The organism is Streptomyces sp. NBC_01335 (genome assembly GCF_035953295.1).
GTDB lineage: Bacteria > Actinomycetota > Actinomycetes > Streptomycetales > Streptomycetaceae > Streptomyces.
The window spans coordinates 596,352-612,977 of the sequence record NZ_CP108370.1; the positions used below are offsets into that span (position 1 = coordinate 596,352).

General features: G+C 67.8%; 17 protein-coding genes and 1 pseudogene. 9 read left to right on the forward strand and 9 right to left on the reverse strand.

The genetic code is table 11. The annotated features are described in order from the left end of the window. Positions 1–51 precede the first annotated feature (51 nt). Genes OG599_RS02320 through OG599_RS02330 form a run of 3 tightly spaced genes read right to left on the reverse strand, consistent with a single transcriptional unit; the run spans position 52 to position 4,288 of the window. Positions 52–603, reverse strand: coding sequence for a hypothetical protein (locus tag OG599_RS02320; RefSeq protein WP_327174228.1), 552 nt, complete (start codon positions 601–603; stop codon positions 52–54). Then, on the reverse strand, positions 600–3,035 hold the full coding sequence (locus OG599_RS02325) for a site-specific integrase (RefSeq protein WP_327174229.1): 2,436 nt from the start codon (positions 3,033–3,035) through the stop codon (positions 600–602). The genes OG599_RS02320 and OG599_RS02325 overlap by 4 nt, the downstream gene beginning before the upstream one ends. Continuing rightward, positions 3,032–4,288 carry a tyrosine-type recombinase/integrase gene (locus tag OG599_RS02330; RefSeq protein ID WP_327174230.1) on the reverse strand — a complete coding sequence of 419 codons (1,257 nt, stop codon included), beginning with the start codon at positions 4,286–4,288 and terminating at the stop codon, positions 3,032–3,034. Before OG599_RS02330 ends, OG599_RS02325 begins: the two co-directional genes overlap by 4 nt. A 194-nt stretch (positions 4,289–4,482) precedes the next feature. On the opposite strand from OG599_RS02330, the gene OG599_RS02335 reads away from it, so the two are divergent. From OG599_RS02335 to OG599_RS02345, 3 genes and pseudogenes are all read left to right on the forward strand, one after another. Further along, on the forward strand, positions 4,483–4,728 hold the full coding sequence (locus tag OG599_RS02335; protein WP_327174231.1) for a hypothetical protein: 246 nt from the start codon (positions 4,483–4,485) through the stop codon (positions 4,726–4,728). Positions 4,729–4,744: 16 nt separating this feature from the next. After that, positions 4,745–5,230 (forward strand): hypothetical protein, encoded by a 486-nt coding sequence (locus OG599_RS02340; RefSeq protein ID WP_327174232.1) that lies wholly within the window; start codon positions 4,745–4,747, stop codon positions 5,228–5,230. A gap of 133 nt (positions 5,231–5,363) precedes the next feature. Then, positions 5,364–5,606: pseudogene (locus tag OG599_RS02345) on the forward strand (Tn3 family transposase); the annotation flags it as partial. Positions 5,607–5,683: 77 nt separating this feature from the next. Here the strand turns inward: OG599_RS02345 and OG599_RS02350 are convergent. Beyond that, a complete protein-coding gene (locus OG599_RS02350; RefSeq protein WP_326658682.1) occupies positions 5,684–6,238 on the reverse strand; it encodes a TetR/AcrR family transcriptional regulator in 555 nt (184 codons plus the stop codon). Between the two features lie 236 nt (positions 6,239–6,474). On the opposite strand from OG599_RS02350, the gene OG599_RS02355 reads away from it, so the two are divergent. Beyond that, complete coding sequence (locus tag OG599_RS02355; protein ID WP_327174233.1) at positions 6,475–7,656, forward strand: 4-hydroxybenzoate 3-monooxygenase; 1,182 nt, start codon at positions 6,475–6,477, stop codon at positions 7,654–7,656. A 161-nt stretch (positions 7,657–7,817) separates the two neighbouring features. Here the strand turns inward: OG599_RS02355 and OG599_RS02360 are convergent, their stop codons facing one another. Beyond that, positions 7,818–8,792, reverse strand: coding sequence for a tyrosine-type recombinase/integrase (locus tag OG599_RS02360; protein WP_327174234.1), 975 nt, complete (start codon positions 8,790–8,792; stop codon positions 7,818–7,820). Between the two features lie 369 nt (positions 8,793–9,161). On the opposite strand from OG599_RS02360, the gene OG599_RS02365 reads away from it, so the two are divergent. Genes OG599_RS02365 through OG599_RS02375 form a run of 3 tightly spaced genes read left to right on the forward strand, consistent with a single transcriptional unit; the run spans position 9,162 to position 12,066 of the window. Further along, the gene (locus OG599_RS02365) at positions 9,162–10,250 is read left to right on the forward strand and encodes a tyrosine-type recombinase/integrase (RefSeq protein WP_327174235.1); all 1,089 of its coding nucleotides are present in this window, start codon (positions 9,162–9,164) and stop codon (positions 10,248–10,250) included. Then, positions 10,247–10,573 (forward strand): helix-turn-helix domain-containing protein, encoded by a 327-nt coding sequence (locus tag OG599_RS02370; RefSeq protein ID WP_327174236.1) that lies wholly within the window; start codon positions 10,247–10,249, stop codon positions 10,571–10,573. The genes OG599_RS02365 and OG599_RS02370 overlap by 4 nt, the downstream gene beginning before the upstream one ends. 2 nt (positions 10,574–10,575) lie before the next feature. Next, positions 10,576–12,066, forward strand: coding sequence for a hypothetical protein (locus OG599_RS02375; protein ID WP_327174237.1), 1,491 nt, complete (start codon positions 10,576–10,578; stop codon positions 12,064–12,066). Between the two features lie 30 nt (positions 12,067–12,096). On the opposite strand, the gene OG599_RS02380 is transcribed toward OG599_RS02375, so the two are convergent. The 4 genes from OG599_RS02380 to OG599_RS02395 all read right to left on the reverse strand — a co-directional run bounded on the left by OG599_RS02380 (position 12,097) and on the right by OG599_RS02395 (position 14,881). Next, positions 12,097–12,657: a hypothetical protein gene (locus tag OG599_RS02380; RefSeq protein ID WP_327174238.1), complete on the reverse strand. Its 561-nt coding sequence runs from the start codon at positions 12,655–12,657 to the stop codon at positions 12,097–12,099. A 170-nt stretch (positions 12,658–12,827) separates the two neighbouring features. Next, positions 12,828–13,307: a hypothetical protein gene (locus OG599_RS02385; RefSeq protein WP_327174239.1), complete on the reverse strand. Its 480-nt coding sequence runs from the start codon at positions 13,305–13,307 to the stop codon at positions 12,828–12,830. Beyond that, positions 13,304–14,557 (reverse strand): IS256 family transposase, encoded by a 1,254-nt coding sequence (locus tag OG599_RS02390; protein ID WP_327174240.1) that lies wholly within the window; start codon positions 14,555–14,557, stop codon positions 13,304–13,306. The genes OG599_RS02385 and OG599_RS02390 overlap by 4 nt, the downstream gene beginning before the upstream one ends. Before the next feature lie 54 nt (positions 14,558–14,611). Further along, positions 14,612–14,881 carry a hypothetical protein gene (locus tag OG599_RS02395; protein ID WP_327174241.1) on the reverse strand — a complete coding sequence of 90 codons (270 nt, stop codon included), beginning with the start codon at positions 14,879–14,881 and terminating at the stop codon, positions 14,612–14,614. 268 nt (positions 14,882–15,149) lie between these two features. On the opposite strand from OG599_RS02395, the gene OG599_RS02400 reads away from it, so the two are divergent. Beyond that, on the forward strand, positions 15,150–15,404 hold the full coding sequence (locus tag OG599_RS02400; RefSeq protein WP_327174242.1) for a hypothetical protein: 255 nt from the start codon (positions 15,150–15,152) through the stop codon (positions 15,402–15,404). Positions 15,405–15,770: 366 nt separating this feature from the next. After that, positions 15,771–16,268: a hypothetical protein gene (locus OG599_RS02405; RefSeq protein ID WP_327174243.1), complete on the forward strand. Its 498-nt coding sequence runs from the start codon at positions 15,771–15,773 to the stop codon at positions 16,266–16,268. Positions 16,269–16,626: the final 358 nt, after the last annotated feature.

The window sequence follows — 16,626 nt, forward strand, 5'->3', positions numbered from 1 at the left end:
GATCCCACTCCACGGGGTCCAGGTGCGAGAGCACCGAGCATGCTGTGGCCGTCATTGTTTATCGGAGCTCAGGGAGTGGTCCGGAGCTCTTCGGGTAGCGGCCTCTTCAAGCCGGAAGAGGTACTTCCGGAGGTCAGCGCCGAGCCCTTCAGTGATGTAGGCGGCAAAGTCCCTCAGCCCCTCTGCGGCTTCCCGCTCGTCAGACCTGTCGCTGGACGACCATCCGGGCAGGAGGGACTCCAGGTACTCGGTGACCCGTCCACGGTCGCGCCACCAGTTCCGAACAGCCTCGGGTGTCCATCGGCTGTCGCCGTCGCAGGCATAGCCGCGGTACGGATCTTCCTGGGCTGCTGTCACCAGGTTCAGGACCTCGGCCGTGGTCGTCGGCTGGCGATACACATATTCACCGAGGTACTCGCCGCCGTAGAGCACATGACGCGGTGCGTGCAGCCGGCCCGTCCAACAGTTGTCGGCGATGCCGGTGTAGAAGGGGCCAGGAACGTTCAACCAGAGCCGGTCCTCCCAACGCCCGCCGAAGGACATCTCGGGCTCGCCTTCTGGAAGCGCCGCTATCGGTTCCCAGCACAGCTCTTCGTAGGTCATCCGCGAAGCTTAGGACCCGTTGGGAAGGCTGTCTCAGCGTCGGCGCTGCTGCGTCCGGTGTCGCGGCGGATGTCGGGCATGCCGAGGTGAACGGTGGACGGCTGAGTTGCACGCTCGCGCATGGCCTCCAGCTTCTGCGCGGCGGCGGCCATGGTGGTCTCGATGGCGGCGACCTCGCCGAGCCAGCCCTGGTCTTTGGCCTCTTGGAGACGGTCGACGAGGTTGGCGTGGATCTCCTGGAGGCGTGGCATCTGGGCTGGGTCCACGCGGAGTAGGGGGCACCTGACGCAGGCGTTTTCATGCTGGCACGGGGTCGCGTAGTCGCGGCCGCAGGTCCCCAGGGCGACCTTGCGGAGTTCGAAGTGGGCCAGGAACTCGTCCCACTCGGTGGCGGTGAGCTCGCGGTACTCCTCACTGGGCCGCTCGGTTCTGCGGCGGGCGATGAAGGCCCGGTGATGGGAGATCACGTCCTCCGGGTAGATCGCGGCATAGCCCATGGTGGTGTCCAGAGCGGCGTGGCCGCAGATTTTCGCGGCGATGTGCGGGGGCAGTCCGGAGCAGATGGCGTCGGTCACGAAGATCCTTCTGAAGTCGTGGGGACGCCATTCGAGCGGGTCGCCGGCCATGGTGATCTGGGCGGACTGCGAGGTCGCGACCAGGCACTCGCGGATGTAGCTGCGGGTCAGCGGCCGGTCCTCGGTGCCGTACCGGCGTTGGAACAGGAACGGCATGGGCGGGCTCCAAGTCTGCTCGAACACGTCGTAGGCCGACACCAGCGGCAGGGCGGCGTTCCCATCCCGGACCCGGAAGATCACTGCGGTCAGCACCTCCGCCAGCTCCGGGGAGACCAGCAGCAGGCGCTCCGAATCGGTCTTGGACGGGGCGACCTGCAGCATCGGAACCACCTCGCCGGTGGTGGGCAGGGTGTAGGCGATGAAGCTGTGGTGGGTGAGCTCCAGCATCTCCTCGATCCGGATGCCGGTGTGCCGTAGCACCTCCACCGTCGCCCAGGACCAGAACGCCGCCTCCTCCTCGTGGGTCAGGTTCCGCCGCCGACCGGCGGCCACCTCGGTGACGTAGACGCGGCGGGCCTGCCCGGACCTGCAGCGCTCGAACTCCTCCCCGGCGACTTGGAACCGTCCACCAGTTGGTGTCGCGCGAGCCGCAGTGATGCGAGCCTCGGCGTCCTTGCGCTGCCGGTCGACGGCTCGAAGCAGGGCGGGCAGCAGCGGCAGCTGGGTCCTGGTCCGCTGGTCCATCCGGGACTTCACCCCGGACCTGGACTTCTTCGTCGCGCACTCGTTGGCCTTGATCGGACACGGCGCCACCCAGGGCGCCCATCGCGCCGGATCGTCGGCGGCCCAGCGGGCGATGTCCTGGTAGAACGCCCGGACGAACACCAGCTCGCTGCGGAAGTTCACCCGCGGCCGCACCGGGTGGCCCTGGGCGTCACGGATGTAGGCCAGGCGTTCCTTCCACGCCTGCGCGACCTCGGGCGTCAGTCGCAGCGAGTCGATGCCGGGATGGTGGATCTCCAGGTCGCGCCAGAACAACCGGCACAGGTTGCGGGCGATCGAACGCAGCGAGACGTGGTCGAGCTCGGGAGCCCGCTCGGTGAAGTACTCGACCAGCAGGTCACGGACGGCCCGGCACTCGATGGCGTACGCGTCGACGATCTGCTCGACGCTGCGGCGGCCTTCGATGCGAAGCGCCCGCAGCCGCACCGGTGCGCTGGCCGGGAGCACGCCGGTCTCCTTGAGCAGGGCATAGAACAGCGGCCGGCCGGCGCTGCCCCGGAAGTGGTGTTCCTCCAGTGCGGTGGTCAGCTCGATGCAGTCGCCGACGGTGATGTCGCTGACCAGGCCACCCTTGCGGATCACGATCCAGGTGAGCTTGTTCAGGGCGTCGGACCTCGCTGTCGGGGTCGCATGCTGGGCCAGTTGTTCGAGCCGCTGGAAGGCAGCGGGGTCACTGGCGGCCCGGGACTCGGTGAGCATCACCGTCACGCGCTGCCGCAGCAGCCACGGGTAGCTGGGGCGGATCGCCTGCCCGGCGACCAGGAGCACCAGTCCCGTGGCTAGTTCATCGCGCCAGTGGCTCTTGGGTGTGCCGCGTCCCTGCAGGGGCAGATCGGTCCACTCGAAGCCGGCGTCGTCCGCCCCGCTGGCCATCCAGCGATCCTGCCAGGTCTCTCCGGGCTGGCCTTCGAGCCAGTCCAGCAGCTTGCCCAGGCCCCGCCGCCGAGTCTTGTCGCGGGTCAGGCCCGCACCGGGGTCGGTGAACCGGCCCAGCAGCCGGTCGACCAGGCGCTCCCGGCTCTGACGGGCCTGCCACCAGCTCGCTTCTCCGACTCGCGGTTTCCACTCCAGTGGGTTCCCCACCTCATGTGGCTCGACGGGCCGGGCGACGTCGACGTTCACGGTCGGGTTCACCGGCTCTCGCCATTCGCGGTCGAGGTGCCGAGCAGTGCTGCCAGCACCTCGGGGCGGTAACCCGGTGCCGGCGGGGCCGGCGGCTTGGCCTGCTTGGCGCGCTGCCGCTCGTGGTGGGCCAGGACGTGGGCGACGACCTCGTCGGGAGTGGGAGCGATATAAATTTCCGTGGTGGTGATGTGGGCATGTCCCATGACCCACTGCACGTCGGCGAGGGTCAGGTTCGGATCGCGGACCATCCTCTTGGCCGCGCTGTGCCTCAGGTCGTGCAGGGTCCAGTTCGCGCCGAGCAGTTGGTTAGCGCGGGTGAAGACCATCCGGGCCGCGTCGTACTCCAGCGGGCGGAAGGGCCGCCGCAGCGTCCACCACAGCGGCTCCGACGGGTGCTTGGGGACCATGCCGCGTAGTTCTTGCTGGTAGAGCCGCAGCCAAACGAACGCGTCGGCGGAGGTGGGAAGGTGCTGCAGGACCTGGTTGCCCTTGCGGACGACACCGATCGTCTGGTCCCCGGGCGCGACCAGGCCCTGCGGGACGCCGAGCAGCTCGGAGGCGCGGGCGCCGGTGGAGATGTAGAAGGCGATCAGAGCCCTGTCCCGGTTGTACTTCAACCCGGCGAACAGGTCGTTGATTGCCTGGTCAGGAATGATCCTCGGGGTCGGCTTGGGCTCCTTGGGCTGATAGGTACCCCGGCGCGAGGGCTGCCGGAACGGCTGCATCGGGTTGTGATGTGCATTCGGACTCCCCTCGTCGGCAGCCCCGCCCTGCGGGAACGGGTTGATCAGCGGTCGGCCGTGGGTCTCCCGGTGGTACTCGTAGAAAGAGCGGATCACCGCGCGAGCGTGCCGCCTGGTCCGAGCGGCATAGTTCTCGCCGAGCGCGGCCTTCCCCGTGACTGGGTTCACCGAGCCCGGGGCGGGTGCGTCGGGACGGCGCTGCCGGGGCGGCTTCTTCGTGGTCTTCAGCCACAGTGCGAAGTCACGGGCCTCGACGCGGCTCGCCAGATGCCAGGGAACGTCCACGGCGCGTAAGAACCGGGCCCACGCCAACAGCTCATAGGCGTAGGACCGAAGCGACGTCGGACTCGCGTCGTCGGCGAGCATGTGGTGCAGGAACTCACTGACCGCCGCCACCTCGGTGCCATCGGCGTCTACGAGCCGGAACGGCCGCAGCGGGTCATCGGTCTTCTCGACGCGGCCGACCCTTGCCACCTTCAGCGTCGCCACATCCCGGACCGTCGTGCTGTGCTCTGGCATCCATTCCTCCACGGGCCGACCTACTTGACGACACGCGATGAAACCAGATCCACCACCACACGCGCAGTCACCACGACCCGCCACTGAGAGCCACAACCCCCTTATTGTCACTGTGAGTTGACCTCGAAGGGAGCCCAATCTAGTTCGGTCAACGGGACATCCGCTGCCCTGTCCTGCGGCCCGATCCTAAGCAGATGCCCCGCCTGGAGGAGATCCACGCGAACCTGCTCGACCGGCTCCAGGAGGCCAAGGAACAGGGATGGCTCGGCGAAGTCGCCGCGATCGAGGCCAGCCTCGCCGCCGCCGAGCAGAAGCTCGCCGCCATGCGCGACCTCGCGGCCCCGCACACCACCGTCCATCTGGGCATGCCCGATCTCCGTGGCGTCGTCGCGCGCATCGATTCCGAGCAGCGAAACGAGGATGCGAAAGGGCAGCTCTGAGCACTACAACGAGGGGATGACCGTCTTCCTCTGTTCCAAGTGCGGCACCGCGATCACGCCGGAGCTCGCCGAGCTTGCCGCCGTCCCTGACGTCTCAGACGACGAGCGCGACCGGGACAAGAAGACACGGCGGGCACCTGCCACTGTTCCGCGGGGCCACTACGCGATCGATCCCGAGCCATGGGGACCTCCCTACGTCGTGCAGGACGATCAGGAGGACCCGAAGCCAGCTCAGTCGCGCGGACCTGTGGTCTGCCATGAAGAAGGCTTCGTCATCTCGGCCGGCAGCCGACACACAGTGCTGGTGCACCCTGATGACGCCGCCGGCCTTCAGCCACTGCCCAACTGGGAGAACAGCAGTGGATGCTGCGGACCGAGAGGCGACGAGGGGCTCAACCGGGCCTGCCCCTGCGGCGCTCCGGTCGCGACCCTCGCGGCCGACTGTTTCGGGCCCTTCGAACTGCACCTCGACGCCGTCCGGACCTACGCGTTCTCCCAGTAGGACCGCAAAGCGCGCGGACGACGTGCACGACACGCCCGACGGAACCCGTCCACCCAACTTCTTCACGACTACTTTCCGTGGTGAACGACGGCTCGCAGCCGGACCTACCGCCGAGCTGGGCTAGTTCGGATAAGACCAGATCGGCGCGCTGGGCCTCGTCCTCAACGCACTCGTACTGTTCAACACCCGCTATATGGACGCCGCCGTAGCCCAGCTCCGGAGTGACGGTTTCGAGGTCCGGGACGAGGATCTCGCCCGGCTCTCCCCGTTCGTGCGACATCACATCAACATGCTCGGCCGGTACTCCTTCCAGCTCCCCGACCTGCCCGGTGGCCTGCGGCCCCTGCGCGACAAGACGGCCGTGGACGAGCTGTGACGGGGCAGCGGTGGGGCCGGCGCCGGACGGTGCGTCCCTGTGGGGCCGGGCGCGCGGGCCGGGCTGGACGGAAGGGATCAGCGCGGTACGCCGAGGCCGTCGAGGACGATGCCCACGGCCCGGTCGAGTGCCTCGCCTTCGCTGAGGTCCGTGGCGTATGCGAGGGCGCGCAGGAGGAGGGAGACGTCGTCGCCGGTGACGTCGGGGCGCGCGGCGCCGGCGGCCTGGGCGCGGTGGAGTGCGCCTTCGAGGGCCGCGCGGAAGGCGTCGGCGGCCTCGGTGACCGGCCGGGACAGGCCCTGGCCGTCGTCGTCGTGCGGGGGCAACAGATCCAGCAGGGTCATCTTCACCGGCCCGGCCGCCGCGAGGGACCTCATCAGGGAGGCGAAGGCTTTTCCGGCGTCCTGGCTTTCGGCGAGCGCCAGCGCCTGGGCGGTCAGCTTCTCCAGGTAGCGGCACGCGGTGGCCTCGATGAGGTCCTGCTTGGTGGCGAAATTCCGGAAGACGGTGGCGATGCTGACCCCGGCCCGCTGCGCGACCTCATCGGTGGAGGCGGCGGCCCCCTTCTCGGCGAACACATGCTCGGCGGCCAGCAGGACCTTCTCCCTGTTGGCGGCTCCGTCGCGGCGCATAACCGACCCCTTTTGCAAACGTAGTGGACACTACGTATGATGCGTAGTGGAGACTTCGCTTAAGGGTAGGGGGTTTCGCCCCGCTGTGCCAAACGCGCGGGACGCCCCATGTCCGACGAGCGCCCTGAACAGAACGGGCCGATGAGCGCACAGCCCTCCCAACCGCAGGCCCTCAGGGCGCCGGCGTGGCAACGGCCCTCCCTACGGGCCAGCAGAAAACACAAGGAGAACCAACCATGTCCGTAACGGACGAGAACACCACTGTCGTGATCGTGGGCTCGGGTGTCGCCGGGCTCGCCCTCGGCAACTTCCTCCTGCGCAGCGGGATCGACTGCGTGGTACTGGAGCGGCACAGCCGCGAATACGTCGAGCAGCGCCAGCGCGCGGGGGTCATCGACCCCAGGGCCGCGCGCATGTTCCGCGAGTGGGGCCTGGAGGACCGGGTCCTCGACGGCGCCCCCTTCGCGCCGGTGCTGAACTTCCGCGTCGACGGCGAGACGCGGCCCTTCCGGTACGTGACCGACGACCACGTCGACGGACGCTTCTGCCCCCAGCAGGTCCTCGTGCGCAACCTCATCGACGTCTTCGTCAGCGACGGCGGCGACCTCCGTTTCGAAGCCGAGGACGTCGAACTGGAGGACCTCACCGGCCCCCGGCCCCAGGTGCGCTACCGCGACAGCACGGGCGTGACGCGGACCATCACCTGCGACTTCGTCGCCGGCTGCGACGGAGACCACGGCGTCAGCCGGGCGAGCATCCCCGACAACGTACTCACCCGCCAGTCCCACGAGTACGGGTACGCCTGGCTGACCGTCCTGGCCGACGCCCCCGCCAACCACCAGTCCATGATGGCGATCCACGACCGGGGATTCGCCGGCCAGTTCGCCCGCGGACCCCAGGCCAGCCGCTTCTACCTCCAGTGCCCGCTGGACACCGCCGTCGAGGAGTGGACGGACGACCGGATCTGGGAAGAGATCGAGGCACGCTTCGGCGAACCGGTCACCGCGAAGGGACCCATCACCAGCAAGACGCTGGTGCCGCTGCGCAGTGTGGTCTACGACCCGATGAGCTACGGCCGCCTGTACCTGCTCGGTGACGCCGCGCACATCGTGCCGCCCATGAGCGCCAAGGGCATGAACCTGGCGCTGCACGACGCCGATGTGTTCGCCACGGCCGTCCTGAAGCAGGTCAAGGAGCGGGACGCGGGCCCGCTGGAGGCGTACTCCGCCACCTGCCTGAAGCACGTGTGGAACTACCAGGCGTACGCCGCATGGTTCACCAACCTCATGCACGACGCGGGAGACGTCTCCTACCACGGCGAGTTCCGGCGCAGCCTCGCACGCGCCGAGTTCGAACGCCTCTACGACTCCGAGACCGCCAACCGGCTCTTCGGCGAGTTCCTGACCGGCCTGAACTGAGCCCCCACCTCCTGGCCGAGTAAGCAGAGTTTGCAGGTCTGAGCAGCCGGGCCTTCAGCCTCTGCCACCAGCACCTGCGGGGGCCGGAACGGGTTTCCCCGTTCCGGCCCCCGCAGGTGCTGGTCATGAACACCGTGCCGTGACGGTCCGGTGGCGCAGCTTCATCCGCTGCTGCCTCCCGGAGCGAGCAGACTGGTCAGTTCCGCGATTGCCTCTGCAGAGGGCTTGAAGTATCGGCGCACGTTCTCCGGCTTCTTGTGCCTCGACTTCGCCATCAGCATCAGCAGCGACGCCCCCTGCTCCCCCAGATGGGTCAGAGCGGAATGGCGGTACTCGTGCAAGTCCCAGCCGGTACCGGGCCCCCGCACAGCCGTGTGCTCATCCAGCAGTGCACGGGCCTGGCCGTAGGAGAGGCGGGCCAGACCGGTGTCCGGGCATACGTCACGCGGGTTGACGACCTTCCCCGGACCGGGGCGGCGGTGGGTGACGAACACCGGGCCCCGGGACCGGCCGCGCAGCAGGCGGGGCAGAAGCCGGGCTGTACCGGCGTCCCAGTAAACGGTCTCCAGCACGAAGTCCTCACGCGCCTGGCCCCGGCGTCGGGCCTTGCTCCGGGCGCCCTTGGCCTTGACCGAACAGCGGCGGCCACCGAGGTCCAGGTCCTCGATGTTCACGCCGAGGACCTCCTCCGTGCGGGCGGCGGTCTCATACAGCATCCGCCACAGCGTCTTCTCCCGCAGGTGGACCTCGCGCCGTCCGATGAGCCGGTCCACGGCCATCTTCGAGCGGGCCGGGGTCTCGGAGTCCGGCACTGCCAGCCGCTTCGTCCAGGCCGGGACCGTCGGGCCGTCGTATCCGTACTCCGCGCACCAGCCCAGCCAGGAGAGCACCGCCGCCCGGCGGACGTTCCAGGTGTTGACCGCCGCGGCGCCCCACAGCAGTTCCAGGGCCTCGCCGATCTCGTCGTCCGCGACCGACCTCAGCGGGCGAGCCTCCCCGATCTGCTCGGCTGTCTTGCCGACGCCGACTCCGTAGCTGCGGACGGTATTCGGGTTACGGAGCGAGCCGAGGAAGGCGTCAGCCGTCGCCCGGACGGTCAACGCCTTCCCTGCCGGCAGTTGTACGGCAGTGGGCACCGCTTCCCCCTTGCCACGGATAACAGGGCCGCTTCATGTACAGCCCGGCGGACGTCACCGCAGGTAACGAACCAATCTCCCGCAGATAATAGGGCGTTATCTGCAGGAAAGGGATGTGAATTGCATCAGACGCGAGAACTCGCCTCTCCGCGATAGGAGTCGCCGGAGCAGGCAAGATCCGGCTGCTCGCCACGTGGGCGAGCCGTCCACGAGCTCCCTGAGCTGCACCGCAGCACCCCGCGTGACCTGCCAAGACCTCAGTCGTTCTCATCTAATGAACGATTCATTCGCCCTACTCGCGGCGTGTTGGGGGTTGGCGTGGGCGGTTCTTCATGGAACGTGCCGGGGGCGGCACCGTCGCTGTTCATCGTGGGCGGTGCACCGCTGCTGCATCCGGAGACTCAGGTCTTCGAGGGCATGCTCGCGGGGTGGCGGGACCAGCAGCTGGCCCGAAATCTGAGCAAAGGAACGATCGAGGACCGCCTGTCGGCGGTCCAGCGGTTCCAGCGCTTCACCAACGAGTGGCCGTGGACGTGGCGCCCGGCCGATGTGGAGGAGTACACCGCCCACCTCAGGAGCGATGGTCGGGAACGGTCCCACTCCACCATCCGCGGGTACCACGGCCACGTCCGGTTGTTCCTGGAGTACGCCGCCGACCCCCGTTACGAGTGGACAGCCGTCAGCGAGCGACTCTTCGGCACCCATCCGTCTCAGGTGTTCTTCGAGTGGAACACGGCCGTGCACGCGGCCGAGTACGAAGGCCGTCCCGGACGGCGTGCCTTGACGAAACAAGAGCTCCAGCAGTTCTTCGACCATGCCGACGATCAGGTGGCCGCCGCCCGGACCTCGGGCCGTAAGGGCTGGCTGCCGGCCATGCGTGACGCGACCGCGATGAAGGCCACCTACGCCTGGGGGCTGCGCCGCCGTGAGGTGATCAAGCTGGACCTGGCGGACCTGGGCCACAACCCGCATGCTCCCGAGTTCGGTGATCTCGGCGTCGTCTACGTCCGTTGGGGCAAGGCTTCGAAGGGCTCAGCACCCAAGCGACGCAGCGTCCTCACGGTCTTTCCGTGGTCGGTCAAGGTCCTGGAGCAGTGGGTCGGAAGCTACCGAACCCTGTTCGAAACCGCCGCCGGCAACGGTGCCCTCTGGCCGAGCGAACGATCACCGCGCCTGGATATGGGAGCACTGGGCGACCGGTTCGCCTCCTACCGAGACGCGCTCGGCCTGCCGCGAGAGCTGACCCTCCACTGCCTGCGTCACTCGTATGTGACGCACCTGATCGAGGCCGGATACGACCCCCTGTTCGTCCAGCAGCAGGTCGGACACTCCTACGCCTCCACCACGGCGCTCTACACCTCGGTGTCATCGGACTTCCGGACCCGGACGCTGCGCAAGGTTCTGGACGGCACGATCAGCCGCGCAATCGGCGCCGCGACTGGAGAGGGACTCGGATGATCAGGCGGTTGGGTTACCACTGGCACCTGCGGAGGATCATGGCCGCGCACAACATCTGGAAGACCACCGAGCTCATCCCGCTCCTGCGCGAGCGAGGCGTCAACCTCTCCACGGCACAGGTCTACCGGCTAGTGACGGACCGGCCGGAGCGCCTGTCCCTGCCGGTCCTTGCCGCGCTCTGCGACATCCTCGATTGCTCCCCGGCCGACCTCATCGAGCCCTACGTCGAAGCGGACCGCCGCAAACGCACCGCCGGCGAAGCCGCCGTCATCGAGATCAACTCCGACTTCCGGCCCGAACGCGCCCGCATCGTCGAGGACTGAGAGTGCCCGCACCGCGCAAGTACACATCCGACCCGAGCCGTTGGCCGGCCTGCGTCCGCTGCAGTTCCTGCTATCCGGAAAGTCAGCAGTGGCCCGAAGGCACCGTCTGCTACTACTGCGTCCGCGCCGCCCGCAACCGCCAGGGCACCTGCGCCGCATGCGGCCACACCGGCATCCTGCCCGGCCTCGATCCGCAAGGCCGCCCTGTCTGCGTCCGTTGCTGCGACGTGCCGATCGAGGTCCAGTGCAAACGATGCGGCGAGGAGAGCCTGGCCAGCGACAACAACGTCTGCTGGCGCTGTCAGCTCTCGGACAGGATTAGCAAACTCCTCGCCGGCCCTGGCGGCGCGATACCCGAGAGTCTTCAGCCACTCGCGCAGGCCATCATCGGGATGCCCCGGCCGAACAGCGGGTGGGCCTGGATCCACATGAACCGACGCGTCCCCGATCTCCTGCGGGGACTCGCCAGCGGAGACATCGTCCTCAGCCACGATGCTTTCGACTCCTTGCCGCGGTCCAGGACGGTCGAGTACTTACGCGGCCTTCTCGTCACCCATGGCTGCCTGCCCTGGCGAGACGAGCACCTGGTCGCCTACGACCGCTGGCTCGCACCAAAACTCGACGCCATCACCGATGCTGACCAGCGCAAACTCATCGCACGCTACACACGCTGGCACGTCATGCGACGCCTGCGAGACAGCTCCCGCCAAGGGCCCGTGACCGCGAACTCGTTCCTGCGCGCCAAGCAGCACACGACCCTCGCTATCCAATTTCTCCAATGGCTGGCGGACCGAGGGCGACAGCTCAGCGAGTGCACACAGCACGATGTCGACGCCTGGTTCGGCGGCGGCACCAGCACCCGCGGCCACGCCAACAACTTCCTCTACTGGGCCATCAAGCAGAGGCTGGTTCGCAAGATCGCAGTCCCTTGGCAACCACACGGCAACGGCCCAGTGGCCAGCGAGAAGAACTACATCGAAGCGCTACGCGCCCTCCTCCTACACGAAACGCTGCCCGCCGCACACAGGGCCATCGGCCTCATGCTCGTCCTGTTCGGACAGCCGGTCTCCAAGATCGTCACCATGCGCATGGACGCGTTCCGTGAGGGCCAGGACGGGCTACAGGTCAAACTCGGCAAGGACTGGACGGACATTCCGGAGCCGGCCGCTGCTGTGATCCGCTTCCATCTCGCCTCGCGTCCCGGCCTTAGCACGGCAGCGAATCCAGATTCCCCCTTGGCGTTCCCCGGCCGGATGCCCGGCCGAACTATGCACGTCTACTCCGTCGCAACGATCCTCCGCGAAAGCGGTATCCCCGCCATGGCCACGCGCTCCAGAGCCTGGATGCAGATGGTCCGACAAGCCCCTCCATCCGTCCTCGCCGACGCCCTCGGCATCAACCCCAAGACCGCGATGCGCTACGCCGAACGAGCCGGAACCGACTACCTGGCCTACGCGACCCTGCAAAGGCCCGCAGATATCGACGATGGCTAACGGCCCTCTTCGGCTACCTGCCAGTCATGCCTACAAGTCAGCCCTGGCTAGGAGCATTTCTGCCTGTTCTCGGGTGAGAATCGGCGGGGCCGGTGCTGGTGAGGGACATGTGTGTGGGTTGCGGCGGGACGACAGGATCCACTCCGCGAGGGGGCTGTCGGTCTCCACGCTGGCCAAGATCCGCTCACGCAGAGCCAGCGGGGTGTCCGGGCGGGCCGCGATCGCGTTGCGGACGAAGATGTCCGGGTCTTCTGCCAGCAGATCACGCAGGTCGGCAGGCAGATCCGGATGGGCGGCGATGGCCTCGCGCACGGCGGAATCCGGGTCGGTAGCCAGGTCCAGCGATGGGGCTGCGTATGGGACAGAGGCGGCACGGGTTACAGGGTCAGCGAGCAGACCTGGCAGCAGGTCCGCCGGCGGGGAGTAGGCCGAGGCGCTGTCCCTGCGGACGTTGGGATCGGCATCCGTCAGCAGAGCCCTACGCACCCAGTCCGGGGCATCGCGCCAGTGCTGGATGATCGACGACCGCACACTGGACTCTGAGTCTGAGGCCAGGCGGGCCAGCAGTTCCGGCGACAGGCGATCGTTCATCGCGAGAAACGACCGCACGGAGGGATCCGGATCATCCGCCAAGCGGGCCAGCAACCCCGGCGGCTCGTCCGCGACACTCGCGGCGACTCCGCACCGGACCGACGGTTCCGGGTGCTCCGCCAGGTGAGCCCTGACGTCTGCGGAGCAATAGTCAAGACTTGTGGATCAAGTCAGCCTGATTTCTTGAGGTGATGGAGTCGGTGCTGGGCCGCCTTGCGGACTCGGCGGGTCCTCCCGCGTTCTGCGAGTAGTCGCAGGACGTCGGGTGCGGTGACGATCTGTGTGGTCACGGCTGTGCGCTGGAGCCAGTCGGAGGCGTCGGTAAGCTCCTCGGCGGCCCACGGTTCGCCCAGAGCGAGGGTCCTGAGCAGGCACCATTCGAGGAGTCGGGTGGTGAGGAAGTCGTGCTGGTCGATCACCCTGGACATGGCCTGGGCCCATGCCGTGAATGCCGGGTCGGTGAGAAGTTCGGTGGCCCGGCGGTCCATGTGTCGGCTCACCGCGCTGGCGGCCATGGTGGTGTCCTCGTCGCGGAGAACAGCAGCCAGCAGGTCGGCTTCGTCCGCCGCGGCGACGGTCTGCAGGGCCTGCATGTAGTGGGTGAATCGCCGGTGCTCGGCGGGCTCGTCGCTTTGGTGCCGGCTGTTCATGCTGCCTTGCCTTCCGGCCGTTCCATGAGGTGGCCGTTCTCGAAGCGGGCGCCGGCCCGGACGAGGGCGACGAGGTGGGGTGCGGTGACCGCTCGCCAGCGGGCTTGGGCGGATTCCACGAGCTTGAAGACCATCGCGAGGGCGGCGGCCGGGCTGCCGGCACCGCGGGTGACCTTGGTCCGAAGCTTCACCGTGCTGAACGTCGACTCGATCGGATTCGTCGTGCGCAGATGCACCCAATGTTCGGCGGGGAAGTCGTAGAACGCCAGCAGCTCGTCGACCTCGCCGGTGATCTTCTTGGTGGCCTTGGGCCACTTCGCGCCGTACGCCTTCTCGAACGCGGTGACTGCCTTCTCCGCGTGCGCGCGGTCCTCGGCGTTGTAGATCTCCTGCAGGGCCGCCCGTGCTCCGGGCTGCGCGGACTTCGGCAGCGCGTTCATGACGTTCCGCGTCTTGTGAACCCAGCACCTCTGGTGCCTGGCCTGCGGAAACACCTCCGCCAGGGCCCGCCACAATCCCATCGCGCCGTCACCGACGACGAGCATCGGATCCGTCATCCCGCGGCGACGGCAGTCCCGCAGCAGGTCCGCCCAAGACTCGGTGGACTCACGCAGGCCCTCGGCGATCGCGATCAACTCCTTGGTGCCGTCCACCCGCACGCCCATCAGGACCAACAGGCACGAATGCGTCTGCGAGAGCCGGACCTTGGGATGGACACCGTCGGCCCACACGTAGACGTAGTCGGATTCAGCCAGGTCACGGCGCTGGAACTCCGCGTGGTCGGCGGTCCACTGCTTCGTCAGCCGAGTCACCGTGGCCGGCGACAGCCCAGCCGAGGAGCCCAGGAACTGCTCCATCGCGGGCACGAAGTCACCCGAGGACAGGCCGTGCAGATAGAGCAGCGGCAGCACCTCGCTGACCTTCGGGGACTTCCGGCACCACGGCGCGAGGATCTTCGAGGAGAACCGCTTGCGCTCGCCGGTCTCCTCGTCGACCCGCTTGTCGTTCACGCGCGGGACGGCAACCTCGACCCGCCCTGCGGCCGTCGTCACCATCCGCGGCCGGTGCCGGCCGTTGCGGACCACCAGCCGACGGCCGGCACCGTCACGCTGCCCGGCCAGCTCGGCTATGTACTGATCCACCTCCGCCTCCAAGGCGGCGGCCAGCATCCGCCGGGCACCCTCCCGGACGATCTCGTCGATCAGAGAACCGGCCTCGGTGGTGCCGTCCTCGTTGACTACGCTGAGCATGGGCGTGCCTTCCCAACCGACGGTGCAACGTCGGTCTACTCGGTGACCTATCGATCACTCGGGAAGGTACGCCCTTTCACGTTCCAACCCGAGGCCGATCCACAGGTCCTGAGCATTGCTCACGTCTGCGGGCACGGAGGTGTTGGCCGCGAGGGAACGTGCGGAGCCGAGTTTGATGATCTCTTCGATCAGCCGCTCGGTCAGGTCCCGGCGCCGCAGCGCCATCGAGCGGCGGGCCGCCGGATGCCGGAGCAGACGCCACACCAGGTCGGAGGGGAGATCCTCTTGCGCTGCCAGCGCGCTCAGTTCAGCATCCAGATTCATGGACCGCAGGCTAAGCGGCTACACGGAGATCCGTGCCGCAACGCCATCATCCTGCAACCTACCCAACCCGCCCGCATATCACGACTGTCTCAAGAGAGGCCTACTCACCCCTCCCGAATAGCCGTCATTACCAACAAGACTTCAGGCGGGTCCGACCCCCGACATTCCGTCAGCCGCCCACCAGGGCCGACAGATCCTTAGCGCCTGCTTTCGTTCCGATGTTCCTCAACCCCCTGTCCCGTCGGACGGCGAGACGCTCCTGGGCGCGGTGACCGCCCTGCGTCTCGATCCGGCCGACGAGCCCACGGACGAGCCGGTCCTCGGACGGCTGGGCGGCGAACCTGACTGGATCCAGGGCGACGAGTCTCCCGACTGCCCCGTTTGCGCCACCCGCATGATGTTCACGGCCGAACTGGCGGAGGGTTACGACTTCGCCACCTCCGCGAATTTCGGCGGTGGCGGTCGCGGCTACGTCTTCCACTGCCCGCCTTGCGGCGAGGCCGCGTTCCTCTGGCAGAGCTGAACACCGTCTCAAGAGGCACGCCGGGCCGCAGTTCGCAGAGGCAGGCCGTCGGCCGCCGGCCTCGACCACCACATTCAGCTCTCCGAAGATCGGGAGCAAGGACTCACGAAGGGCTCCGGCAGTCGCTCACCCCAGGTCAAAGAGCCATCCAGACCGGAGAACCGCAGCGCATGATCTGACAAGGACGTTCGTCACCCCCTGTCCGCCTCCGAGACGGCGCCCGTAGCGGCCCCGGAAGGGGCGGGTGGTGTGGCCGAAAGTTCGGATACTGGTCCGACTTCATGGAGGGCTCACGCTGGATAGATCCGCCGAGGTGCAGGCATCCCTTCGCGACCTGTCGACAGAGCCGTTTGGGATCATGTCCGCATGGACTTCCACCTCGATCCACCGACCGGCATAGGGCCGTTGCGGATCGGTATGACTCGGCACGCGGCCAACACGGCGCTGGGCTCACTCCTCGACCAATCCGTGATCTCGGAGTCCGATGCACCGGGACAGCACGTCTTCCGTCCCAGCGGGCTGATGATCAGCATCCACTGCACACGCGACCTGCTTGAAGCCATCGAGCTGGGAAGGCCGTCGTCCCCGACGGACCGAGTGCTGTTTCAGGGCGTGGACGCATTCGCGCTTCCCGCCCGCGAGGTTGTCCGGCGCGTCGGTGAGTTCACTTCGGTCGAGGAGGATCCCGACGACGATGCCTCATTCGTCGCCCCGGACCTGCTGCTGGGCTTCTGGCGTCCCTTCGCAGCCGACGACGAGCCGGAGGAAGAGCAGGGTTACCACTTCAGCTCGGTCCTGCTGGCACGGCCCGGCTACTACGACACCCCTGCTCAGGCTGCGGAGCGCCTCCGGCGGAGCTCGTAACGCCTCAGCGGGCCCTCCAGCCGTGGACCATCATGTGCCCCGGCCTCGAGAATGTCTGCCGCCGACGGAAACTCGGGCGGACGCCACCCCGAGCTTCGACGTGCCCGTCAAGATCAAGGCGATCCGCCGACGAACGAGCACCGCCCCACCGCGAAGATCCGCCGAACAGCACTGCTCTCAGCCGCACTTCGCGGGAGTTGGACGAAACTCTTGCGCGCCCCGGCCCGTCGGTTTAGCGTCTGTGCCACCCAAACGACCTTTCCCCCACTCGACGTCACGTCAGAATTGTTAGCGCTAACAATTTCTCAGACTGGCCTGACCTGCGACAACGCACGGACCACGCTCCGCCCGCCGCCCG